20 protein-coding genes and 1 other RNA gene are annotated in these 22,662 nt (G+C 71.1%); 11 read left to right on the forward strand and 10 right to left on the reverse strand.

Annotation, left to right across the window (positions count from 1 at the left end; genetic code table 11):
• Window positions 1-34 precede the first annotated feature (34 nt).
• A complete protein-coding gene (locus tag FK531_RS08490; RefSeq protein WP_142097628.1) occupies window positions 35-508 on the reverse strand; it encodes a low molecular weight protein-tyrosine-phosphatase in 474 nt (157 codons plus the stop codon).
• Between the two features lie 7 nt (window positions 509-515).
• A complete protein-coding gene (locus tag FK531_RS08495; protein WP_142097631.1) occupies window positions 516-1,211 on the reverse strand; it encodes an HAD hydrolase-like protein in 696 nt (231 codons plus the stop codon).
• Window positions 1,212-1,282: 71 nt separating this feature from the next.
• Between FK531_RS08495 and cobC the strand changes: the two genes are divergently transcribed.
• The 5 genes from cobC to FK531_RS08520 all read left to right on the forward strand — a co-directional run bounded on the left by cobC (window position 1,283) and on the right by FK531_RS08520 (window position 7,144).
• Window positions 1,283-2,308 carry an Rv2231c family histidinol phosphate aminotransferase CobC gene (gene cobC, locus FK531_RS08500; RefSeq protein WP_142097633.1) on the forward strand — a complete coding sequence of 342 codons (1,026 nt, stop codon included), beginning with the start codon at window positions 1,283-1,285 and terminating at the stop codon, window positions 2,306-2,308.
• The gene (locus tag FK531_RS08505) at window positions 2,305-3,435 is read left to right on the forward strand and encodes a Nif3-like dinuclear metal center hexameric protein (RefSeq protein WP_142097636.1); all 1,131 of its coding nucleotides are present in this window, start codon (window positions 2,305-2,307) and stop codon (window positions 3,433-3,435) included. Before cobC ends, FK531_RS08505 begins: the two co-directional genes overlap by 4 nt.
• Window positions 3,436-3,574: 139 nt before the next feature.
• Window positions 3,575-4,312 carry a zinc ribbon domain-containing protein gene (locus FK531_RS08510; RefSeq protein WP_142097639.1) on the forward strand — a complete coding sequence of 246 codons (738 nt, stop codon included), beginning with the start codon at window positions 3,575-3,577 and terminating at the stop codon, window positions 4,310-4,312.
• Complete coding sequence (locus FK531_RS08515) at window positions 4,309-5,421, forward strand: bifunctional RNase H/acid phosphatase (protein ID WP_142097642.1); 1,113 nt, start codon at window positions 4,309-4,311, stop codon at window positions 5,419-5,421. The genes FK531_RS08510 and FK531_RS08515 overlap by 4 nt, the downstream gene beginning before the upstream one ends.
• Before the next feature lie 277 nt (window positions 5,422-5,698).
• Window positions 5,699-7,144, forward strand: coding sequence for a dicarboxylate/amino acid:cation symporter (locus tag FK531_RS08520; protein WP_142097645.1), 1,446 nt, complete (start codon window positions 5,699-5,701; stop codon window positions 7,142-7,144).
• A gap of 64 nt (window positions 7,145-7,208) precedes the next feature.
• Here the strand turns inward: FK531_RS08520 and FK531_RS08525 are convergent, their stop codons facing one another.
• Complete coding sequence (locus FK531_RS08525; protein ID WP_142097648.1) at window positions 7,209-8,450, reverse strand: SLC13 family permease; 1,242 nt, start codon at window positions 8,448-8,450, stop codon at window positions 7,209-7,211.
• A 27-nt stretch (window positions 8,451-8,477) separates the two neighbouring features.
• The gene (locus tag FK531_RS08530; protein WP_142097651.1) at window positions 8,478-9,005 is read right to left on the reverse strand and encodes a DUF1697 domain-containing protein; all 528 of its coding nucleotides are present in this window, start codon (window positions 9,003-9,005) and stop codon (window positions 8,478-8,480) included.
• A 42-nt stretch (window positions 9,006-9,047) separates the two neighbouring features.
• Here FK531_RS08530 and rnpB point away from each other — a divergent pair.
• Window positions 9,048-9,478, forward strand: an RNA gene (rnpB, locus tag FK531_RS08535) — RNase P RNA component class A.
• Between the two features lie 40 nt (window positions 9,479-9,518).
• On the opposite strand, the gene FK531_RS08540 is transcribed toward rnpB, so the two are convergent.
• Window positions 9,519-10,007, reverse strand: a complete 489-nt coding sequence (locus tag FK531_RS08540; protein ID WP_142097653.1) for a DUF2231 domain-containing protein — start codon at window positions 10,005-10,007, stop codon at window positions 9,519-9,521.
• Between the two features lie 439 nt (window positions 10,008-10,446).
• Here FK531_RS08540 and FK531_RS08545 point away from each other — a divergent pair, with 439 nt between their 5' ends.
• Window positions 10,447-10,632, forward strand: coding sequence for a hypothetical protein (locus FK531_RS08545; RefSeq protein WP_142097656.1), 186 nt, complete (start codon window positions 10,447-10,449; stop codon window positions 10,630-10,632).
• A 29-nt stretch (window positions 10,633-10,661) separates the two neighbouring features.
• Window positions 10,662-12,083: an RNB domain-containing ribonuclease gene (locus tag FK531_RS08550; protein WP_142098225.1), complete on the forward strand. Its 1,422-nt coding sequence runs from the start codon at window positions 10,662-10,664 to the stop codon at window positions 12,081-12,083.
• Here the strand turns inward: FK531_RS08550 and FK531_RS08555 are convergent.
• The 5 genes from FK531_RS08555 to FK531_RS08575 all read right to left on the reverse strand — a co-directional run bounded on the left by FK531_RS08555 (window position 12,058) and on the right by FK531_RS08575 (window position 16,404).
• Window positions 12,058-12,942 (reverse strand): CHAD domain-containing protein, encoded by an 885-nt coding sequence (locus tag FK531_RS08555; protein ID WP_142097659.1) that lies wholly within the window; start codon window positions 12,940-12,942, stop codon window positions 12,058-12,060. The two genes, FK531_RS08550 and FK531_RS08555, sit on opposite strands and share 26 nt — an antisense overlap.
• Before the next feature lie 46 nt (window positions 12,943-12,988).
• Window positions 12,989-13,948: a prolyl aminopeptidase gene (pip, locus tag FK531_RS08560; protein ID WP_435531029.1), complete on the reverse strand. Its 960-nt coding sequence runs from the start codon at window positions 13,946-13,948 to the stop codon at window positions 12,989-12,991.
• Between the two features lie 5 nt (window positions 13,949-13,953).
• Window positions 13,954-14,388 (reverse strand): hypothetical protein, encoded by a 435-nt coding sequence (locus tag FK531_RS08565; RefSeq protein WP_142097662.1) that lies wholly within the window; start codon window positions 14,386-14,388, stop codon window positions 13,954-13,956.
• 116 nt (window positions 14,389-14,504) lie between these two features.
• Window positions 14,505-15,356, reverse strand: a complete 852-nt coding sequence (gene panB / locus FK531_RS08570) for a 3-methyl-2-oxobutanoate hydroxymethyltransferase (protein WP_142097665.1) — start codon at window positions 15,354-15,356, stop codon at window positions 14,505-14,507.
• 154 nt (window positions 15,357-15,510) lie between these two features.
• A complete protein-coding gene (locus FK531_RS08575; protein WP_142097668.1) occupies window positions 15,511-16,404 on the reverse strand; it encodes a type IV toxin-antitoxin system AbiEi family antitoxin domain-containing protein in 894 nt (297 codons plus the stop codon).
• Between the two features lie 159 nt (window positions 16,405-16,563).
• On the opposite strand from FK531_RS08575, the gene FK531_RS08580 reads away from it, so the two are divergent.
• The 3 genes from FK531_RS08580 to FK531_RS08590 are packed head-to-tail and all read left to right on the forward strand — an operon-like array spanning window position 16,564 to window position 22,568.
• Entirely contained in the window at window positions 16,564-18,147 is a 1,584-nt protein-coding gene (locus tag FK531_RS08580) for an alpha/beta hydrolase (protein ID WP_142097671.1), read from the forward strand.
• 55 nt (window positions 18,148-18,202) lie between these two features.
• Window positions 18,203-19,543 (forward strand): type I glutamate--ammonia ligase, encoded by a 1,341-nt coding sequence (glnA, locus tag FK531_RS08585; protein WP_142097674.1) that lies wholly within the window; start codon window positions 18,203-18,205, stop codon window positions 19,541-19,543.
• 7 nt (window positions 19,544-19,550) lie between these two features.
• Window positions 19,551-22,568 (forward strand): bifunctional [glutamine synthetase] adenylyltransferase/[glutamine synthetase]-adenylyl-L-tyrosine phosphorylase, encoded by a 3,018-nt coding sequence (locus FK531_RS08590; protein WP_142097677.1) that lies wholly within the window; start codon window positions 19,551-19,553, stop codon window positions 22,566-22,568.
• Window positions 22,569-22,662 lie beyond the last annotated feature (94 nt).

The following is a 22,662-nucleotide window of genomic DNA, read 5'->3' on the forward strand; positions in this document are numbered from 1 at the left end:
CGTCCACGGTACTTGTCGAACGGACCGGCCCGAGCTACCGGTGGTCGCGCACCCACGCCAGCAGCCCGGACACCGCCGCCTCGATCTGCTCGCGGACCAACTCGAAGTCGTCGGTGTCGCCGTAGTACGGGTCGGGCACCGAGTCGCCGTCCGCATCCGGGTCGAAGCTGCGCAGCAGACGTCGCCGTTCGGTCGGCACCCCGAGGTGGGCCAGGGCGCGGTCGTGCCCGGTGTCCAGCGCGACCACCAGGTCGGCGCCCAGGTGGTCGTCGTCGAGCTGAGCGGCCCGGTGCCCGGTCGGGTAGCCGTGCGCGCGCAGCACCTCGTTGGTGCGCTCGTCCGCCTCGTGCCCGACGTGCCAGTCGCCGGTGCCCGCGCTGCTGACCCGGACCTGCGCGTCCAGGCCCGCCTCGCGCAGGCTGCCGAGCAGGATCTTCTCCGCCATCGGGGAGCGGCAGATGTTGCCGGTGCACACGAAGGTGATGTGCAGCACGCGGTCAGTGCGCATCGAGGACTCAGTGCTCATCGCGGACCCGTCGCTCGTCGAGGACCCGTCCGAGTTCGTCGACGCTGTCGACGCTCCAGTGGGCGTCGGCGGCCTCACGATCGGTGCCGTACCCCCAGCCGACGAACACAGTCGGGATACCCCAGTGCGCGGCGCCGTGAACGTCGTGTTCGCGGTCACCGACCATCACCACACCCGCGGTGCCGCCGTCGGCGGCGGTGGTGGGCTCGACGCCGAGCCCGCGCAGCGCGTGCTCGATGACGTCGGCCTTGGCCCGCCGGCCGGTGCCTTCGTCGCTGGCGCCGGCGATCACCTCGAAGTGCCGAGCCAACGAGAAGTGCTCGAGGATGCGGTTGGCGAAGCGCTCCGACTTGGAGGTCGCGATCGCCAGACGCGTCCCGCTCTCGGCGAGCGAGGTCAACAGCTCCTCGATCCCGTCGAAGACCGCGTTCTCCGCCCAGCCGATGTGGTCGTAGCGGTCGAAGTAGGCGGTCAGGGCGGCCTGCGCGGCCGCCTCGTCGAGGCCGAGCGAGCGCAGGGTGTCGATCATCGGCGGCCCGACCACCCGATCGAGCAGGTCGCCCTCCGGCGCGGCGACGCCGACGGTGGCGAGGGCGTGCCGGAAGCCGGCGAGGATGCCGGGTGCGGAGTCGGTGAGCGTTCCGTCGAGGTCGAACAGCGTCACCGTGGTGTCGGTCGGGGTCACCCTTCCATCCTGCCCGTTGGCGCACGGTCACCCCATGCACGCCCAGGACACCGCCGCCATAAACTGCCCCCGTGGACGAGCGGACCGATTTGCGACATCACGGCGACGTCGACGCCGAGCCCGGACTGCTCGACTTCGCGGTGAACGTGCGCGGGGACGGCCCGCCGGACTGGCTCGCCGAGCGTCTGCTCGCGGGCATCGCGACGTTGGGCCGCTACCCGTCGGTCGCGGCGGAGGAGGCCGCGCGGGACCAGGTCGCGGCGCGGCACGGCCGCCGCCGCGAGGAGGTGCTGCTGCTCTCCGGCGCCGCCGAGGGGTTCGCGATGCTGCCGCGGCTCGGCTCGTCCGCGGCGGTGCTGCTGCACCCCTCGTTCACCGAACCGGAGTGGGCACTGCGCGAGGCGGGTGTCCCGGTGGAGCGGGTGGTCCTGGACGCGCCGTATCGCCTCGACCCGGCGTCGGTGCCCGGGTCCGCCGACCTGGTGGTCCTGGGCAACCCGACCAACCCGACCTCCGTGCAGCACCGGGCCGCCGACGTGCTGGCACTGCGCAGGCCCGGACGGATCCTGGTGGTGGACGAGGCGTTCGCCGACGCCGTGCCGGGCGAACCCGAGTCGCTGGCCGGGATGTCGTTGCCGGACGTGCTGGTGCTGCGCAGCCTCACGAAGACCTTCGCCCTGGCCGGCCTGCGGTGTGGGTACGTCCTCGGGCCGCCGGAGTTGCTGGCGCAGTTGCAGGTCGGTCGGCCGCACTGGCCGCTGGGCAGCCTGCAGGTGGAGGCGATCCGGGCCTGCTGCGAACCGGCCGCCGTCGAGTGGGCCCAGCGCGAGGCGCGGACCATCGAGATCGAGCGTGCCGAGATGGTCGAGATGCTGACCGCCGCAGGCATTTCGGTGTCCGGTCCGGCGTGCGGACCATTCCTGCTGTTGCGGGTGCCGGACGGTGACCTGGTCCGAAAGAAACTGCGGGAGAGGGGGATCGCGGTCCGGCGCGGGGACACCTTCCCCGGACTCGGCCCCGACCACGTGAGAGTGGCAGTGCGGGCGGCAGAGCCCGTGAGCATGCTGGTGGCGGCGTTGACGGAGGTGTTGACATGAGTGTTGTCCTGTCCGAGGTGATCTCCGTGCTGGAGGAGGCGTACCCGCCGTCGCTCGCGGAGAGCTGGGACTCGGTGGGCCTGGTCTGCGGTGATCCGGCCGACGCCGCCACCCGGGTGATGTTCGCCGTCGACGCCACCGCGCCCGTGGTGGACGAGGCCCTCGCCTGGGGCGCGCAGCTGCTGGTCGTGCACCACCCGCTGTTGCTGCGCGGAGTGGACACCGTCGGCGCGCACACCCCGAAGGGGGCGCTGCTGCACCGGCTGATCCGTTCCGGTTGCGCGCTGTACAGCGCGCACACCAACGCCGACGCCGCGGACCCGGGTGTTTCCGACGCGCTCGCGCACGCCCTCGGCCTCACCGTCACCGGACCGTTGGACCCGGCGCCGTCCGCACCGTTGGACAAGTGGGTGGTCATGGTCCCCCTCGCCGACACCGGTGTGGTGCGCGACGCGCTGTTCGCGGCCGGTGCCGGGGAGGTCGGCGACTACCGCGACTGCAGTTGGACCGTCGCGGGCACCGGTCAGTTCTTGCCGGGGGACGCGGCCAACCCGACCCTCGGCGAGCCGGGCCGACTCGAGGAGGTCGCCGAGAACCGCGTCGAGGTGGTCGCCCGGCGGTCGCTGCGCCGGCGGGTGCTCGCCGCGCTGCGGGCGGCCCACCCGTACGAGGAGCCGGCCTTCGACGTGTTCGAGCTCGCCGACACCGGGTCGGCGCGCGGGATCGGGCGGATCGGCGAGCTCGACCAGCCGGAGTCGTTGCGCGAGTTCACCACTCGGGTGCGCCGCGCCCTGCCCGAGACGGTGTGGGGGGTGCGCGCGGCAGGCGATCCGGACACCCCGGTGCGCACGGTGGCGGTGTGCGGCGGCTCCGGCGACTCGCTGCTCGGCGCGGCGCGGGCGGCGGGCGTCGACGCGTACGTCACCGCGGACCTGCGTCACCACCCGGCCGACGAGCACCTGCGCGGGGGCGGCCCGGTGCTGGTGGACGTCGCGCACTGGGCCAGCGAGTTCCCCTGGTGCGCGCAGGCCAGGGGAGTGCTCGAGGCGCGGTTCGCGACCGTCCCCGGCTGGGCCACCGCGATCTCGGCGGTCCGGACCGACCCGTGGACGGTCGGCTGCGGCTAGCGTCCACGCCAGGGCGACGGGAACCAGCATTCGGTCTGACTGGCTGATGGTTCCCATCACCCGTTCTGGAGATGGCGTCGCGGGCGGTACGGTATGCACACCCCCCTCCCACCCGCTAGACAGCAGGAGCGAAGCACGCGTGAACGTCGAACCCCGGATTCAGGCCAAGCTGCTCGACCTCGCCGCGGTCGACACCGAGCTGACGAGGATCGCGCACCGCCGCCGCACGCTGCCTGAGCAGGAGGAGCTCGCGCGCCTCGAGTCCGATCAGGTGGGCCGCAAGGATGCCGCCGTCGCCGTGCAGATCGTCCTCGACGACCTCGACCGCGACATCAAGAAGCTCGAGGGCGAGGTCGACGCCGTCCGCAAGCGCGAGGAGCGCGACCGGAAGATGCTCGAGTCCGGGACGGTGGCCGCCAAGGCCCTCACCGAACTCGAGCACGAGCTCGGCAGCCTCGCCCGCAGGCAGGGTGTGCTCGAGGACGAACTGCTCGAGGTGATGGAGCGTCGCGAGGCCACCCAGGCCGACTACGACCACGCGGGCGGGCAGCTCAGCCAGATCGACGATGCGCTGATCGACGCGACCCGTCGCCGCGACGACGCGGTGGCCGACATCGACGCCGCGCAGCAGCGGTGCGAGACCGACCGGGCCGCGCTGGTCGGGGAGTTCCCCGCCGACCTGCTCGCCGTCTACGACCGCCAGCGGTCGGGCGGCGGGGTCGGCGCGGCACTGCTGCAGGCCCGCCGGTGCGGAGCCTGCCGGATCGAGATCGACCGCGGCGAGATCGCCCGGATCGCCGCGACCGCCGCGGACACGGTCGTCCGCTGCCCCGAGTGCAGCGCAATCATGGTGCGTACCAAGGAGTCCGGTCTGTGAGTTCCGCCGCGAGCGTGATCGTCGAGGCGGACGGCGGCTCGCGCGGTAACCCCGGCCCGGCCGGCTACGGCGCGGTCGTGTTCGACGCCACCGACCGGGCGGTGCTGGCCGAGCGCAACGAGGACATCGGGATCGCGACCAACAACGTCGCCGAGTACCGCGGACTGATCGCCGGACTGACCGCCGCCGCCGAACTCGGCGCGCGCGCGGTGTCGGTCCGGATGGACTCCAAGCTCGTCGTCGAGCAGATGTCGGGACGCTGGAAGGTCAAGCATCCGGACATGATTCCGCTCGCCCGCCGCGCCGGGGAGTTGGCCGCGGGGTTCGACTCGGTGACCTACACCTGGATTCCGCGCGCGGAGAACTCGCACGCGGACCGGCTGGCGAACGAGGCGATGGACGGGCTCGCGCCCGCCGACCTGGCTCGGACCGCGCCCGCGACCGCCGCAGCTCCGGCTCCGGCGCAGCCGTCGGCGCCGGGTTGGACTGGCGCACTGGGCAAGCCGACCCGACTGCTGCTGCTCCGGCACGGCCAGACCCCGCTCTCGGTGGAGCGTCGGTATTCGGGCCGCGGCAACCCGCAGCTGACCGAGCTCGGGCTCGCGCAGGCCGGCTCCGCCGCGACCCGGCTCGCCGAGCGCGGTGGCATCGCGGCCGTCGTGTCGTCGCCGCTGGGCCGGGCCCGCCAGACCGCGGCGGCGGCGGCGTCGGCGCTGGGCCTGCCGGTCACGGTGCACGATGGGCTGACCGAGACCGACTTCGGACAGTGGGAGGGTTTGACCTTCGCCGAGGCGTCCGAGCACGACCCGGACCTGCACCGTCGCTGGCTCACCGACACCTCGCTGCGCCCGCCGGGGGGCGAGAGCTTCGACGAGGTCCGCGGCCGCGTGGAGGGTGTGCGTGCCGACCTGACCCGCGACTACCCGGGGCAGAACGTGCTGGTCGTCTCGCACGTCACGCCGATCAAGACGCTGCTGCAGTTGGCGCTCGACGTCGGGCCGTCGTTGCTGTACCGCCTTCACCTCGATCTCGCATCGCTCTCGATCGCCGAGTTCTACCCCGATGGTGGAGCCTCGGTACGCCTGGTCAACGACACCTCGCACCTGTAGGGGCGGCTTCGCCGCCCGTGCGCGCGGTTTACCCCGGTTGGGGTACAAATCGCGCACAGTCGCGGAGCGCCATTTTTAGCAGGAGTAACATCTCTCGGGTGAACTCGCTGCTGACCAGTCGACGCTATGTCGACAACTGTCTGCAGTCGAGCGCTGTCTGTATGCGCTGACCCCCGGCCACCCGTCGCCGGACGTCCCCCGTCAGCCATCCTCGCGCACCCCACGCTCACCTCGAGCGTGCCTGCTGCTGCGCCCCCGAAGTGAAAGGCCCGCATCCATGTCGGCCCCCACCGCCGCTCGTCGGCGCCTGCCCGCCTGGGCAACCTCGTTCGGCACCCAGATCGTCATCGGCCTCGTCGCCGGAGTCCTGATCGGACTGCTCGCCCGCTCCATGCCCAAGGCCGACGACGGCAACCCGAACTGGCTCGCGAGCACACTCACCACAGTCGGATCGAGCTACGTCGCACTGCTCACCGTCGCGGTGATCCCGCTCGTGTTCACCGCGATCGTCAGCTCCATCGCGAACCTGCGTCAGGTCGCCAACGCCGCCCGCCTCGCCGTCCAGACCCTGCTGTGGTTCGCGATCACGGCCTTCGTCGCCGTCGTCATCGGGATCGCGGTCGGCCTGGTGATGCATCCCGGTTCGAACACCACCGTCGACGCCGGCGCGGCGGCCGCGCCGAAGAGCTCGGGCTCCTGGTGGGCGTTCCTCACCGGACTGGTGCCGCAGAACTTCCTCGCACTCGGAGCCAAGACCACGGTGACCGCCGGCGACGTCGTCGGGGACAAGGTGACCGCGCTGACCGGCACCACCTCGCTCAGCTTCAACGTGCTGCAGTTGCTGGTCATCGCCATCGCGATCGGTATCGCCGCGCTCAAGGTCGGGGAGAAGGCGGAGCCGTTCCTCAAGCTCAACGCGTCGCTGCTCGCGATCGTGCAGAAGGTGCTGTGGTGGATCATCCGGATCGCTCCGATCGGTACCGCGGCGCTGATCGGCAAGGCCGTCGCCACCTACGGCTGGGACGCGATCGGCCAGCTCGGCTGGTTCACCGCCGCGATCTACATCGGCCTGGCCCTGGTCTTCCTCGTCGTCTACCCGATTCTGATTCGCGCGCACGGCCTTTCGGTGCGCAGGTTCTTCTCCGGGGTGTGGCCCGCGACCCAGCTCGGTTTCGTGTCGCGCTCTTCGATCGGCACCCTGCCGCTCACCGAGCGGGTCACCGAGCGCAACCTCGGCGTGCCGCGGGCGTACGCGTCCTTCGCCGTGCCGTTGGGTGCGACCACCAAGATGGACGGCTGCGCCGCGATCTACCCGGCCATCGCCGCAATCTTCGTCGCCCAGTTCTACGGCCTGGACCTGAGCCTGACCGACTACCTGCTGATCGTCGTGGTGTCGGTGATCGGGTCCGCCGCCACGGCGGGCACCACCGGCGCAACCGTGATGCTGACGCTGACCCTGTCCACCCTCGGGTTGCCGCTCGCGGGAGTCGGACTGTTGCTGGCGGTCGAGCCGATCGTCGACATGGGCCGCACCGCGGTCAACGTCACCGGCCAGGCGCTGGTCCCGGTGATCGTCGCCAAGCGGGAGGGGATCCTGGACGAGGGTCTCTACAACGCGCCCCGGAACGGTGACCCGTTCGCGGAGGAGGACATCGAGGAGGACGCGGAGGAGCGTGCCGTCGCCGAGCGGTCGGTCGGCGAGAAGGTGCCCGCGACCGTGTGAGAGCGCCTTCGGCGACTGTGCGCGGCGTGCACCCCAGCAGGGGTGAACGCCGCGCACGGGCGCGTCAGCGCGTGACGAGCCACAGCGCGGCGACCGCGCCGACCAGCGTCAGCGGAACCGTCACCAGGCCCAACCGGGTGAAGGTGCCGATCTCCGCGGGCTGGCCGGCGCGGGCGACCACGCGTCGCCACAACATGGTCGCCAGCGATCCGGTGTAGGTGAGGTTCGGGCCGAGGTTCACCCCGATCAGCATCGCCAGCAGCAGGCCCGTCGGCGCCGCGGGGCCGAGGGCCGCGATCAGTAGCAGGGTGGCGGGCAGGTTGTTGACGAGATTCGCGGCCGCCGCCGCCACCACCGCCATGAGCAGCAGCGCGCCGAAGGACTCGCCGGTCGGCAGCAGACCCGCCAGCCAGTCGCCGACCGCGCCGCCGGTGAGCGGGGCGACCACCACACCCAGCGCGAGTACGAACAGCAGGAAAAAGGGATCGGCCGCGGCCAGCAGGCGACGCGGCCTCGTCCGACCCTCCCGCAGCGCCGGGACCGCCAGCAGCGCGGCCCCGGCCACCGCACACCACACCGGCGCCACACCGAGCAACCCGGACAGCGCGAAGCCGGCCAGGGTCAGCGCCAGCACCGCCAACGCCCAGCGCGGTGCGGGCACCGGTCGCGTTCCGGCGGGAGGCGGGGGAGTCGTTGCCGTGCCACGCAGTTCGCGGGCGAAGAACAGCCGCGCCACCGCGAACTCCAGACCGATCGCGACGACCCAGGGCAACGCCATCAGCGCGGTGAAATGGGCGAAGCCCAGTCCGGTCGCCGAAAAGGCAAGCAGATTGGTCAGATTCGACACCGGCATCAATGTGGACGCCGAATTGGCAAGGTGCGCTGACGCGTAACTCGCCGGGCGTGCCGACACCCCCATCGAGACGGCGGTGGCCAGCACCGCTGGGGTCAGCAGTACCACCGTCGCGTCGAGGCTCAGTACCGCGGTGGTCACCGCGCACGCGGCGAACACCAGAGCGAGCAGTCGCGTCGGACTACCGGTCGCGCCCGCGCGCAGCAGTGCGGCCGTCCAACGGAACACCCCGCACGCATCGGCGAGGTGCGCGAGCACCAGGATCGCCGCGAGGAACGCGACCGTCGGCCCGAGCGCCCGGAGCTGGTCGAGGGCCTCGGCGGGGGAGAGGGCGCCGATGGCCAGCACGACGACGGCCGCCGGCGCCGCGACCGCCACCTCGGGCAGTCCGTGCGGCCGCGCGATGGCGGCCGCGAGCACCAATGCGACCAGGACGGCCACCACGACGATCACCGGGCGAGTATTCCAGGCGGCACGCCGTCAGAGCAGCTTGCGCAGAGTGCGCAGGTTCCGATTCGTGGTGCTGGACTTGTACTTCGCCTTGCCTGTGCTCTTGCCGAACGGGCTGTCGAGGGTCTGGCCGCGTTCGACGTGCCAGTACAGCACCCCGTCGCCCAGTTGGACGCGTTCGCCCGGGGCGAGTTCGAGCGTCTCGGCGTTCGCGTACAGCTCGTCGAGCGCGGCCGGGTCGGAGGAGAGCAGCACGTACGGATGCCAGCCCTCGCGATCGGCCTCGAACGGGAAGTCCTCGACGATCCGCGCGAGCGTCGGCTGGTCGAGCAGCACGATCCACGCCTCGTAGCCGAACGTCCGGCGCAGGCAGCTCTCGATGTCGGACTTGAGGCCCGCGAAATCGGTTCGGTCCGTGTCGAACACGACGTTGCCGGACGCGAGCACGGTCTTGACGTTCGCGAGGCCGAGGGCGACGATCGCCGCCTTCAGGTCGGCCATCTTGATGTTGATGCCACCGACGTTGACACCGCGCAACAGCGCTACGTATCGAGCCATGGCGCAGAGCCTAGCGGTGACCCAGTAGTCTGGACCGGCGGACGAGTTGGTCGGGCGGCCGCGGCGAGGGGAACCGTGCGCGTGAGCGTGCAGGCCTCGCGCCGAGGAAAGTCCGGACTCCACAGAGCAGGGCGGTTGCTAACGGCAACCCGGGGTGACCCGCGGGACAGTGCCACAGAAAACAGACCGCCGGCCCGCGCCTTTCGGGGCGTGGTGCCGGTGAGGGTGAAACGGTGCGGTAAGAGCGCACCAGCACCCCAGGTGACTGGGGTGGCTAGGTAAACCCCGCCCGGAGCAAGGTCGAAGGCCGCACCTTCTCGAAGGTGCGGCTGCGCAGGTGTTCGAGGGCTGCTCGCCCGAGCCTGCGGGTGGACCGCTCGAGGTACCCGGCGACGGTGTGCCCAGATGGATGGTCGCCGCCCGGCGCTTCACGGCGCCGGGAACAGGATCCGGCTTACAGACCAACTCGTCCGCCCCACGCGAACCCGACCCCGTCGGGTGCGCCTGCCGGCGTTACCGCGGGTGCTCCGTCGTCGCCGTCGCGCTCACCTGATCGCCCCACACCGCTCGCGTGCCCGACTCACCGATCCGGTAGACCTGCACGATCGTCGACACGCCCGCGAGCAGTGCGACCGCCACGACGACTGCGGTCACGACCCGCCCCGCGGCACCAGAGCGTTGCTCGCGGACGTGCACGATCGCCATCACCACGGCTGTCGCGAGCAGGGCGACCGAGAAGTAGATCATCGTGTCGCCCAGGTCGGTGTGAGTGTGCACCGCCGGCGTGCGGTCGACGTGCCGCTCGAGCCATTCACCGGCGTCGGTCGTGAGTGGGGTGAGCGCAGTGGTCACCGCCGCGAGCGCCAGGGTCGGCCACACGAGCCGCCGGCGCGCGGCGGGCCACGCACTGCACAGGATCAGCAGGATCGCGGTCAGCGGTGCGAGCACCACGACGAAATGGACGAGCAGGACGTGTGCGGGAAGTCCGTTGATCGTCGACATGACGCCAGTATCGGGCCGGGTGCTGTGAGCCCGCTGTGAAGCGGATGCGGGACGCGGCCGCGACAACGTCAATGCCCCCGTCTGAACCGGACGGGGGCATTGAGGCGCAGCGTGTGGGGTCTCTACTCCCCGGGGCCGACCGGGTTGATCACCAGGAGGGTTGCCCAGTGCTTTGCGTCCTCGTCGCCGAGGTGCGGGAGCAGTGCGTCGTAGAGAAGGTAGGACATGGGGGCCATGCGGGGGTTTCTCCTTCGTGCGGGGGGTGCGATACAGCGAATCCGGAAACGGCAATAGCCACGGGTCCGAATCCGGCTGACCGTGGCTCGCTGCCGGGTAAGAATCTCACGGTTGTGAGCCGTCCTCAAGGGAAGTCCCAGAATTGGTTTCAGCGTGTCGATTCGGATGGCCCGGCGGTCCTCCAGCGGGCACACTGAAAACCATGACCGACGACGACCACCTCTGGTTCTACTGCATCTCCGACGGTTCCGTCCGGCAGGGCAAGGAGGCCCGCGGCGTCGACCGAATGGGTCCCTATCCGGACCGGGCCACCGCGGCCCGAGCCCTCGAGATCGCCGCCGAACGCAACAAGGCGGCGGACAAGTCCGACGACGACTGGAACAACTGATCGTCCCGGCCATAGGCTCGGCACTCGTGATGACTCGTATCTCTGCGCGCGGAATCGATTTCGGCGCGATCCGGGCCGACTTCTCGCTGACTGCCGACTTCCCGGCCGGCGCACTCGCCGAGGCCGAGGCGGCGACGGACCGGTGCGCGGAAACCCGAACCGACCGGACCGACCTCGCGCTCGTGACCATCGACCCGCCGACGTCGATGGACCTCGACCAGGCGCTGCACCTGGAACGCACCCCGACCGGCTTCGTGCTGCACTACGCGATCGCGGACGTCGCCGCGGTGGTCGTGCCCGGTGGTCACCTCGATCGCGAGACCCGGCGTCGCGGCCAGACCTTCTACCTGCCCGACGGTTCGCTGCCGCTGCACCCGCGCATCCTGTCGGAGGGCACGGCGAGTCTGCTGCCCGGACAGACGCGTCCGGCGGCGCTGTGGCGGATCGACCTGGACGAGCGTGCCGAGCCGGTGACGTTCGAAGTGACCCGCGCGCTTGTCCGTTCGGTCGCGCGCTTCGACTACGCGGGCGTGCAGGCCGACTCGGAGTCCGGTTCCCTGCACCCGTCGATCGCCGCGCTGCCCGAGTTCGGCAAGCTGCGCCTCGCCTCCGCACTCGAGCGCGGCGCGATCGAACTCAAGCTGCCCGAGCAGGAGGTGGCGTCCGACGGCGACGGCTTCCGCCTCGAGCTGCATCCGCGCACCGAGGCCGACGACTGGAACGCCGAGGTCTCGCTGCTGACCGGGATGTGCGCGGCGCGGTTGATGATCGACGCCCGGGTCGGGCTGCTCCGGACGCTGCCGCCGCCGGCCGAATCCGCGATCCGCACCCTGCGCGGTACGGCGCGGGCACTCGGGATCGACTGGCCGGCGTCGATGCCGGTCGGTGCGCTCCTGGCCCGGCTCACCCCGAGCAGCCCGAGCACGCTGGTCGTGATGAGCGAGGCCACCTCGCTGTTGCGCGGAGCCGACTACGCAGCCTTCGACGGCACGGTCCCCGAACTCGTGGACCATGCCGGCATCGGTGCCCCGTACGCGCACGTCACGGCGCCGCTGCGCCGACTGTCGGACCGGTTCAGCACCGAGGTGTGCCTCGCGATCTGCGCGGGAACCGAAGTGCCGCAGTGGGTTCGCGACGCCCTCCCGACCTTGCCCGAAGTGATGCGGGGGTCGGACTCGCTGGCGAACAAGGTGGACCGGGCCGGTGTGGACCTGACCGAGGCGACCCTGCTCGCCGGTCGCGAGGGCGAGCACTTCGAGGCGGTGGTCCTGCGCGGCGCGGAGGGCAAGCGGGACGCCGAGGTGTTCGCCGCACAGCCCGCGGTGATCGCCAAGTGTGCCGGCGGGCCACCGGAGGGCGAGACGGTGACGGTGCGCCTCGAGAGGGCGGACGTGGCCGCGCGCACCGTCACGTTCGGGTATCCGGCTACAGCAGGTCCCTCCGCTTCCTGACGGACCGCAGGCGATCGCGCGCGGCGGTGCGCGCCGACCGTCCCCGCTCGGCCTCGTCCGCGGTGAGCAGTCCGTAGGTGAAGGTGTCCTCGCCGGCCGCCCGGGCCCGGTCCGCTGCGGCGAGGAGGTGGCGCTGCGCGACCACCGCGTCCTGGTGCTCGCCGAGCACTGTCTGCAGGTCCTCGGCGGCGGCCGCGACCCGGACCACTTTCGGGCGGCTGTCCGCGACGGCTTCGGCCGCGTACCGCAACGCCTTGGCGCGCTTGCGGACCGCGTGCACCAGCTCCGGCTCCGGCTGACGACCCGACTCCCTCGAGCCGCGTCGCAGCCCGGCGTCGCGGCCGGCCCGGTCGAGTCGCCGGTACGCCCTCCGCAGCGACTTCGCGACCGACCCGTTCCCGGACGGTCGCCGTCCGGTGCACAGCTCGCCCAGGGCGGCGAGCAGGTCCCGGTAGCGCGATTCGTCGAGTGCGGCGACCACCTCCTCGTGCGCGGTGCGGTAGCCCGTCCGGTGGGCGGCCACGAGCCGGTGCCGCACGGGACCCCGGACCAGTTCGGCTCGCTGCGCCGCCAGCAGCGCGTCGAACCGCTCGGCCAGCACCTCCTCGTCGCGCGCGTCGCCGAGAACGGTGCCGAGCCATCGCAGTTCGGCCCGAACCGGATTCGCGAGCGGGCGCGCGAACACCGAGTCGTAGGTGCCGAGCACGCTGCGCAACCGGCGGGTCGCCACTCGCATCTGGTGCACCGCGTCCGGCTCGTCCCGGCGAACCGGGTCGGCGAGCGTCGTCAGGCGCTCGCTGTGGCGGCGGACCGAGTCCAGCACGGCGTCGGCGTCGGCCCGCTTTCGTGCGTTCCCCATGTCCTCAGGTCTACCGCACCGGCGGCGGTGCCGCACGGCCTCGGCGTCAACGCCCGCGGAAGCTGTCGGTCGCCTCCACGAGGTGATGGGTGATGCCGGGCTCGCCGGCCGCGTGGCCCGCGTCGTCGACGATGACGAGGCGTGCCGACGGCCACGCCCGGTGCAGGGCCCAGGCGCTGGTGGCGGGACACACCACGTCGTAGCGTCCCTGCACGATCACCGCCGGTATCGAGGCGATCGCGTCGATGTCGCGCAGCAGTTGGCCCTCGTCGAGGAAGCCGCGGTGGCGGAAGTAGTGGTTCTCGATCCGCGCGAACGCCAACGCGAAGCGTGACTGCGAGTTCTGCTCGACGTGTTCGGGTTTCGGTAGCAGCGCGCTCGTCGCACCCTCCCAGGCCGACCACGCGACCGCCGCGTTCAGCGCGACGTCAGGGTCGGGGGAGTGCAGCAGTCGGTGGTACGCCTCGACGAGATCGCCGGCGCGCTCGGATTCCGGGACCGGGGCCAGGAAACCCTCCCACAGGTCGGGGTAGATCGCGCTCGCGCCGCCGTTGTAGTACCAGTCGATCTCGCTGCGGCGCAACAGGAACACCCCGCGCAGCACAATCTCGGTCACTCGGTCCGGATGGGTCTGCGCGTAGGCCAACGCCAGCGTCGAACCCCACGACCCGCCGAACACCTGCCACCGTTCGACGCCGAGATGCTCACGCAGGGCCTCGATGTCGCCGATCAGGTGGCCGGTGGTGTTCACCGAGAGGTCGGCACCGTCCGCGACGTGCGGCGTCGAACGCCCGCAGCCACGCTGGTCGAACAGCACGATCCGGTAGGCGTCCGGGTCGAAGAAGCGCCGGTGCTCCTCGTGGATGCCGCCGCCCGGGCCGCCGTGCAGGAACACCACTGGCTTGCCGTCGGGACTGCCGCAGACCTCCCAGTGGATCCGTTGGCCGTCGCCGACGTCGAGCAGACCGGACTCGTACGGCTCGATCGCCGGGTACGGTGCCCGCACGGCCGTCAGAACCCGATCAGCCCGGCGGCGAGGTCGGGAATCTCGAGCGCGTACATCGCGCCCTGCCGGACGTCGGCGCAGTTCGCCTGGGTGATCGCGTCGATCCGGGACTTGTGCGCGATCAGGTCGATCATGTTGATGCCGTTCTGCGCGGCCCAGGTGCCGACGACGGTGTTCAACCCGCCCTTGCCGATCGTCGGGGTGTAGGTCCGCCAGTTCTGCAACTGTGCCTGCATGTCCGAGCACAGCTTGGCCGCCTGCGCGGCCGTCACACCCTCGACGTCCGCGGTGCCGGTCGAGCCGGGAGAGGTCGTGCCGGGCAGCGCGTGGTCGCTGCCGCTCGGTGCCGGGGTGGGCGCCGGGTCGCCGGCGCATCCGGCGGTGACCGCGAGGACGGCGGCGGCACCGGCGACGGCGAACGCGATACGGCGGTAGGACATGTGGGCACCCTGTCTGTCGGCGGATGTCAGTGGAAGGCGGAACAAGTTCCCCGGTCGGGTGAACACACTCCGAGTGTGCCATCCGGCCGGGGAACGGCGGCGCGAGCGCGCCGCGATCAGAAGCTGTGTTCCTCGGCGGGGAAGGTGCCCGCGCGAACCTCGGCGGCGTAGGCGGCGGCCGCCCCGCGCAGTTCGTCGCCGACAGCGGCGAACTTCTTGACGAACTTCGCGGTCTTGCCGCTGGTGTAGCCGGCCATGTCCTGCCAGACCAGGACCTGCGCGTCGCACTCGACGCCCGCGCCGATGCCGACTGTCGGGATCGTCAGCTTCCGGGTGACCTGCCCGGCGATCTCGGCCGGCACCATTTCCATGACCACGGAGAACGCACCCGCCTCCTGGACCGCGATGGCGTCGGCGACCAGTTGCTCGGCGCCGTCGCCGCGGCCCTGCACGCGGAAGCCGCCGAGGCTGTTGACGGACTGCGGGGTGAAGCCGACGTGCGCCATGACCGGGATTCCGGCCGCGGTGATCGCGGCGATCTGCGGGGCGACGCGCTCGCCGCCCTCGAGCTTCACGGCGTGCGCGAGGCCCTCCTTCATGAACCGGGTGGCCGTCGCGAGGGCCTGTTCGGGGGAGGACTCGTAGCTGCCGAACGGCAGGTCGGCCACGACCAGCGCGTTCGGGGCGCCCCGGACCACCCCGCGGACCAACGGGATCAGTTCGTCGATGGTGACCGGCACGGTGGTGTCGTAGCCGTAGACCACGTTCGCGGCCGAGTCCCCGACGAGCAGAACGGGGATGCCCGCCTCCTCGAAGATCCGGGCGGTCGAGTAGTCGTAGGCGGTGAGCATGGCCCAGCGCTCGCCCTCGGCCTTCATGGCCTGCAGGTGGTGGGTGCGGATCTTGGTTCGCTTCGCGGCCGGCTGAGCGGGCGCGGAACCGTACAAGGACGCAGTGTTGTCGGACATCAGGGTCCCTTTCGTGCCTCGAGGCCCAGTGCGGGTCCCCGGGTTGTGGGTGATGACACGCTCAGTCTGCCATTTCGGGTTGCGGCGCCGGCGGTGCAATTGGTCACACCCGGCAGGGAGGGTTTCGGGAAGCCTGGGCCCCGGAAACCGGGGTTCAGGCTTCCCGAATCAGCCTGGCGCGGTCGCCGAGCGCCTCGGTGATCTGCGCGATCACCAGGTCGGGTTCGAGTCGGAGCTGGTGCCATGTGAACCGCAGCACGTGCCAGCCGGAGTTGATCAGGCGGTTCTGGCGCTTCGCATCGTCGTTGAACCGGGTCACGTCACGGTGCCAGGCCCAGCCGTCGACTTCGATCGCGATCCGGCCGCGGACGAACGCGACGTCGATCTCGTACCCGCAGCTACACACGTGTGGACGCCACCCGGTCAGGCCCGCTGCCCGGAGCAATCGCAGCAGCATCCGTTCCGCCTCACTGTGCCCGCCCTCGCCTGCTGACCGCAGCAGTCGAGCGGCGGCGGAGGATCCGCGGCGTCCGCGATGTCGTTCGTGCACCGCCTCGAGGATGGGCAACGTCGTGTGTCGTTGCAGTGCGCGGTCCATCAGGACCGAGCCGTCGCGGAGTTCGACGGCCGCTTCCAGGACGGTCAGGGGCAGTTCGGTGATCCGTAGGCCGCGCACCGTTCCGACGTCGGTCCAGTCGAGGTCGCGCCTGCGGACACGGAGTCCCGCTCGGTTCTTCACGACGCGGGCGCGAGGAATGGTGACGCAGTCGTCCGTGGGTGGCCGGTCGGTGAGGCCGAGCCACCAGGCCGCGCTGGTGCCGCTGGCCGCCGCGCCCGGACCTGCGGCGAACACGGCTGCTCGCAGCCGCGCGGCGTGGGTGAGTGGACGGTCGGCGTGCAGGTACACGCCTAGGTGCAGGCGGCGCCAGCTCCCGCCGCTGACCCGGCGGTCGACTGCGGTTCGACTCATCCCCGCCGCGAGTGCCTGATCCAACGTGACGATGCCGTCCTGCTTCGCCATCATGGCGTGCACTGCAGTGGGAGTCATGCGGTCTTGGACGTCGGTCGGACCGTCCCCGGTTCCTACCTGTGTGCGATTGGGAAGGCTGAGCCCCGGAATCCGGGGCCGACGCTTCCGAAATGGGTCGGCAGGTCCGCCACGAGCCGCTCCCAGGGGATCCTCAGCAACCCGTGGCACCATCGACCAATGCCGCCGAACCGCCGCCTGCCCCTCGTCCTGGCCACGGGAGCGCTCGCCGCGGCGCTGGTCGCCGGCTGCGGAAGCGCCGTCGACGGGTCGGCCACCGGCGCGACCACCGGGACCGCGCAGCAGCGCCCGGCGGGGGACTTCGAGCCGGGCGCCGGGGTGGTCCCGGCCGGGCTCGAGAAGTTCTACACGCAGGTACCGCAGTGGGGGTCGTGCGAGGAGTTCGAGACCGACGGTCCGCTGGCCAGCCGGCTCGAGTGCGCCCGCGTCACCGTCCCGGTGGACTACGACAACCCGACCGGCGACACCGCCGAGATCGCGATCTCGCGCAACCCCGCGACCGGCGACAAGATCGGCTCGATGCTGGTCAACCCGGGTGGGCCGGGGGCGTCGGGGCTGTCCCTCGCGACCACGGGCGAGGACACCGACCTCGCCGCGCGATTCGACGTGATCGGCTTCGACCCGCGCGGGATCGGCGCGTCGACCCCGCAGATCCGCTGCCTGACCGACGCCGAGTCCGACGCGGTTCGCGCCGAGCCGGACGTGGACATGAGCCCGGCCGGGATCGCGAAGACCGAGGCCCGCAACACCGACTACGCCAGCAAGTGTGCCCAGCGCTCGGGGGCCGGGTTCCTCGCCCACGTGGGTACGCGCGAGGTGGTGCGGGACATGGACGTCATCCGGTCGGTGCTCGGCGACGAGAAGCTGACGTACGTCGGGTTCTCGTACGGGACCCGGCTCGGGTCCACCTACGCGGAGACCTTTCCCGCCAACGTGCGGGCGCTGGTGCTCGACGGTGCGATCGACCCGGCGCAGGACCCGGTCCAGGAGACGGTGCTGCAGGCGGGCGGGTTCCAGGAGGCGTTCGACGCGTTCGTCGCGGACTGCGTGACGAAGTCCCAGTGCCCGCTCGGCGCCGACCCGGGTCAGGCGGTCGCGCGGCTGCGGGCACTGCTCGATCCCCTGGTCGACCATCCCGCCGCGACCACCGATCCCCGCGGACTGAGCTACAAGGACGCGACGACCGGCGTCCAGCAGGCGCTGTACTCGCCGAACCTCTGGGGCGCGTTGCGCAGTGGGTTGTCGGCGCTGGCCGACGGACGTGGCGACAGCCTGCTTCTGCTGGCCGACCAGTACGAGGGTCGCGCCGACGACGGCAAGTACAGCAACATCAACGACGCCTTCAACGCGATCCGCTGCGTCGACGACCCGCCGGTCACCGACCGCGCCGAGGCGGGCGCGGGGGACTCGGCGTACCGGAAGGCGGCGCCGTTCCTCGACGACGGTCGCGGGACAGGCAACGCTCCACTCGACGCGTGCGCGTTCTGGCCGGTGCCGCACACCGGGAATCCGCACACCATCGAGGCGGCGGGACTGCCGCAGGTCGTGGTGGTCTCGACGACCGAGGACCCGGCGACGCCGTACCAGGCGGGAGTGGACCTGGCCAAGCAGCTCGGGGCATCGCTGATCACCTATCGCGGCACCCAGCACACGGTGGCGCTCAGCGGGGTCGCCTGCGTCGACGACCCGGTGGTCGAGTACCTGATCAACCTCACGGCGCCGCGGCCCGACCTCACGTGTTAGTAACCGATTTCACGATGTAACACAGATTTAACGGACTTTGCCTACTCTCGCGGACATGGATCGCCAAAAGGAATTCGTGCTTCGGACCCTCGAAGAACGCGACATCCGTTTTGTTCGACTGTGGTTCACCGACGTGCTCGGCTACCTCAAGTCCGTGGCGATCGCCCCGGCCGAGCTCGAGGGTGCCTTCAGCGAGGGCATCGGGTTCGACGGTTCGGCCATCGAGGGATTCTCGCGCGTCTCGGAGGCGGACACCGTCGCCAAGCCGGACCCGTCGACCTTCCAGATCCTGCCGTGGGAGCACAAGGACGGGGCCCAGCACTCGGCGCGCATGTTCTGCGACATCGCGATGCCGGACGGGACGCCGTCGTGGGCCGACCCGCGGCACGTGCTGCGTCGCCAGCTGGGCAAGGCCAGCGACCTCGGCTTCAGCTGCTACGTGCACCCCGAGATCGAGTTCTTCCTGCTGAAGAACGGTCCGTACGACGGCAGCGTGCCGATCCCCGCCGACAACGGCGGCTACTTCGACCAGGCCGTGCACGACTCCGCGCCGAACTTCCGCCGGCATGCGATCGACGCGCTCGAGTCGATGGGCATCTCGGTGGAGTTCAGCCACCACGAGGCCGCGCCCGGACAGCAGGAGATCGACCTGCGGTACGCCGATGCGCTGTCGATGGCCGACAACGTGATGACCTTCCGCTACGTGGTCAAGGAGGTCGCGATCGCCGAGGGCGTGCGGGCGACGTTCATGCCCAAGCCGTTCAGCGATCAGGCCGGCTCGGCGATGCACACCCACATGAGCCTGTTCGAGGGCGAGAACAACGCCTTCCACAACCCGGACGACCCGATGCAGCTCTCGGACACCGGCAAGGCGTTCATCGCGGGCATTCTCGAGCACGCCGGCGAGATCAGCGCCGTGACCAACCAGTGGGTGAACTCGTACAAGCGGCTCATCCACGGCGGCGAGGCCCCGACCGCCGCTTCCTGGGGACCGTCGAACAGGTCCGCGCTCATCCGGGTGCCGATGTACACCCCGAACAAGGCGTCCTCGCGCCGCGTCGAGATCCGCAGCCCAGACTCGGCCTGCAACCCCTACCTGTCCTTCGCGGTGCTCCTGGCCGCCGGCCTGCGCGGCATCGAGAAGGGCTACGAACTGCCGCCGGAGGCCGAGGACGACGTGTGGTCGCTGACCTCCGCGGAGCGTCGCGCGATGGGCTACAAGGAGCTGCCCGGCAGCCTCGACGAGGCGCTGCGCGAGATGGAGCGCTCCGAACTGGTCGCGGAGGCCTTGGGCGAGCACGTGTTCGACTTCTTCCTGCGCAACAAGCGGCGGGAGTGGGAGGACTACCGCAGTCGGGTGACGCCGTTCGAGCTCGAGACCTACCTCGGTCTGTAGATCGCCGATGGTCAAGCCGCCTACTGCTCGCTCGACGATCCCCGGAGCAGGCCGCCTCGGCCTGGTCGAACCGACCGCGCCCGAGGGTTTGGCCGCGCTGGGCTGGGTCAACACCGAGAGCGTCGAACTGCTCTGGTCGCTGTCCCGGGCTGCGAATGCGGACCTGGCACTGCGCACCCTGGTCCGCCTGCGCGACGGACTCGGCGACGACTGGGCCGAGCTCGATTCCGCGCTGCGCGGCGACAGTGCGCTGCGCGGCCGACTGCTCGGGGTGATCGGTGCCTCGAGCGCGTTCGCCGATCACCTCGTGGCGAATCCGTCCGGTTGGCGACTGCTGCGCGGGGACAAGGGGTTGCCCTCCCGGAAGGAACTCACCGACGAACTGCTCGCCGCGGTCGAGGCCGAGCCCGACGGGTCGGCCTCCCCGACGAATCTGGTCTACCGGGCGGGGGTCACCGGCCCCGCAGCGGTCGCCGCGTTGCGCAAGACGTACCGCGACCAGTTGATGGTGTTGGCGGCGGCGGACCTGGCGGCCGTCGTCGAGAACGAACCGGTACTGCCGTACCAGACCGTCGGCCACCAGCTCTCCGACATGGCCGACGCGGCGCTCACCGCGGCGCTGGCGGTCGCGGTGGCGACGATCTACCCGGACGGGCCGTGCCCGGCCCGGCTCGCGGTGATCGCGATGGGCAAATGCGGTGCCCGCGAACTGAACTACGTCAGTGACGTGGACGTGGTCTTCGTCGCCGAACCGTCCGACGCGTCCACCAGCAGGCTCGCCGGTGAACTCATGCGAGTGGGCTCGTCCGCGTTCTTCGAGGTCGACGCCGCGCTGCGGCCCGAGGGCAAGCGCGGCGAGCTGGTGCGCACCCTCGAATCGCATGTGGCCTACTACAAGCGCTGGGCCAAGACGTGGGAGTTCCAGGCGCTGCTCAAGGCGCGCCCCGCCACCGGCGACTTCGAACTGGGGAAGCGGTACGTCGACGCGCTGAACCCGATGGTGTGGACCGCCTCGGAGCGCGACGACTTCGTCACCGACCTCCAGGCGATGCGTCGCCGGGTCGAGGAGATGGTCCCGCCGGAGCTGCGCGAGCGCGAGATCAAGCTCGGGCGCGGCAGCCTGCGGGACGTCGAATTCGCGGTCCAGCTCCTGCAATTGGTGCACGGCCGGGCCGACGAGTCGCTACGGGTGCAGAGCACCATCGATGCACTGACCGCGCTCGCCGCGGGCGGCTACGTCGGCCGCGACGACGCCGCGAATCTGACTGCGTCGTACGAGTTCCTGCGACTGATCGAGCACCGACTGCAGCTGCAGAAGCTCAAGCGCACGCACACGCTGCCGCCCGCCGACGACGAGGAGGGACTGCGCTGGCTCGCCCGCGCCGCCCACATGCGTCCGGACGGTCGCACCGACTCGCTCGGCGTGCTCAATGCCGAGGTCAAGCGCAACGCGCTGCGGATCCGTCGACTGCACGCCAAGCTGTTCTACCGCCCGCTGCTGGAATCGGTTGCGCGCCTGGACAAGGACGCGATCCGGCTGAGCCCGGACGCGGCGACCCGTCAGCTCGCGGCCCTCGGCTACACGGCGCCCGAGAACGCCCTCGGCCACCTCAAGGCGCTCACCGGTGGGGCCTCGCGCAAGGGGCGCATCCAGGCCCTGCTGCTGCCGACTCTTCTCGAATGGCTCAGCGACACACCCGATCCCGACGCCGGACTGCTGGCGTACCGCCGACTGTCCGATGCGATGGTCGACGCGGACTGGTACCTGCGGGTGCTGCGCGACGAGGGTGCCGTGGCGCAACGACTGATGATCGTGCTCGGGTCCTCGGCATACATCCCGGATCTGCTGATCAAGGCCCCCGACGTGCTGCGGCTGTTCGCCGACGGACCGACCGGCCCGCGACTGCTCGACAACGACCCCGACGAGGTCGCCCGCGGCATCCTGTCGTCCTCGGCGCGCTACGACGACCCGGCTCGGGCGGTGGCGGCGGCGCGGTCGCTGCGTCGACACGAGCTCGCGCGGGTGGCCTCGGCGGACGTGCTCGGCATGCTCGACGTGCCGCAGGTCTGCCGCGCGTTGTCCTCGGTGTGGGCGGCGGTGCTCGGTGCGGCACTGGCCGCGGTGATCCGGGCCAGCGAGGCCGAGCGCGGCGAGCCCGCGCCGGCGTCCTTCGCGGTGATCGGTATGGGCAGGCTCGGCGGCGGGGAACTCGGCTACGGCTCCGACGCCGACGTGCTGTTCGTGTGCGAGCCCCTGCCCGGCCAGGACGAGGTGCGGGCGGTCAAGTGGGCCAACACCATTGCCGACCGGGTGCGCAAACTGCTCGGCGCTCCCAGCACCGATCCGCCGCTCGAGGTGGACACCGGGCTGCGCCCCGAGGGCCGCAACGGTCCGGTGGTGCGCACCCTCGCCTCGTACCAGGCCTACTACCGGCAGTGGGCCCAGGCCTGGGAGGTCCAGGCGCTGCTGCGTGCCCACACGGTCGCGGGCGACGCGGACCTCGGTCTGCGGTTCCTGCACATGATCGACGAGATCCGCTACCCGGAGGGCGGCGTGTCCGAGACGGCGGTCCGCGAGATCCGCCGGATCAAGGCGCGGGTGGACTCCGAGCGACTGCCGCGCGGAGCCGACCCGGCCACGCACACGAAGCTCGGTCGCGGCGGCCTCGCCGACATCGAGTGGACGGTGCAGTTGATCCAGTTGCGGCACGCGGACGAGGTGCCGGCGTTGCACAACACGTCGACGCTCGAGACGCTCGATGCGATCGGTGCCGCCGAGTTGATGAGCGAGACCGACATCGAGTTGCTCCGCGAGGCCTGGCTGACCGCCACCAAGGCGCGCAATGCGCTGGTGCTGGTGCGCGGCAAGCCGTCCGATCAGCTGCCCGGACCGGGACGGGTGCTCTCGGCGGTCGCGCAGGTCGCCGGTTGGAACAGCGCGGACGCGGGGGAGTTCCTCGACAACTACCTTCGGGTGACGCGTCGGGCGAAGGCCGTGGTCGAGCGGGTGTTCGGGGGCGAGTAGCCGGCCGACGTGTCCGTGCCCGCCGGGACGATTCCTTACGGCGTATACCACGCTTGTGTCACGAATGCAAAACGGAAACAGGTATACCTGTAGG

The sequence above is a fragment of the Rhodococcus spelaei genome (assembly GCF_006704125.1).
Taxonomy (GTDB): Bacteria; Actinomycetota; Actinomycetes; order Mycobacteriales; family Mycobacteriaceae; genus Rhodococcus_G; species Rhodococcus_G spelaei.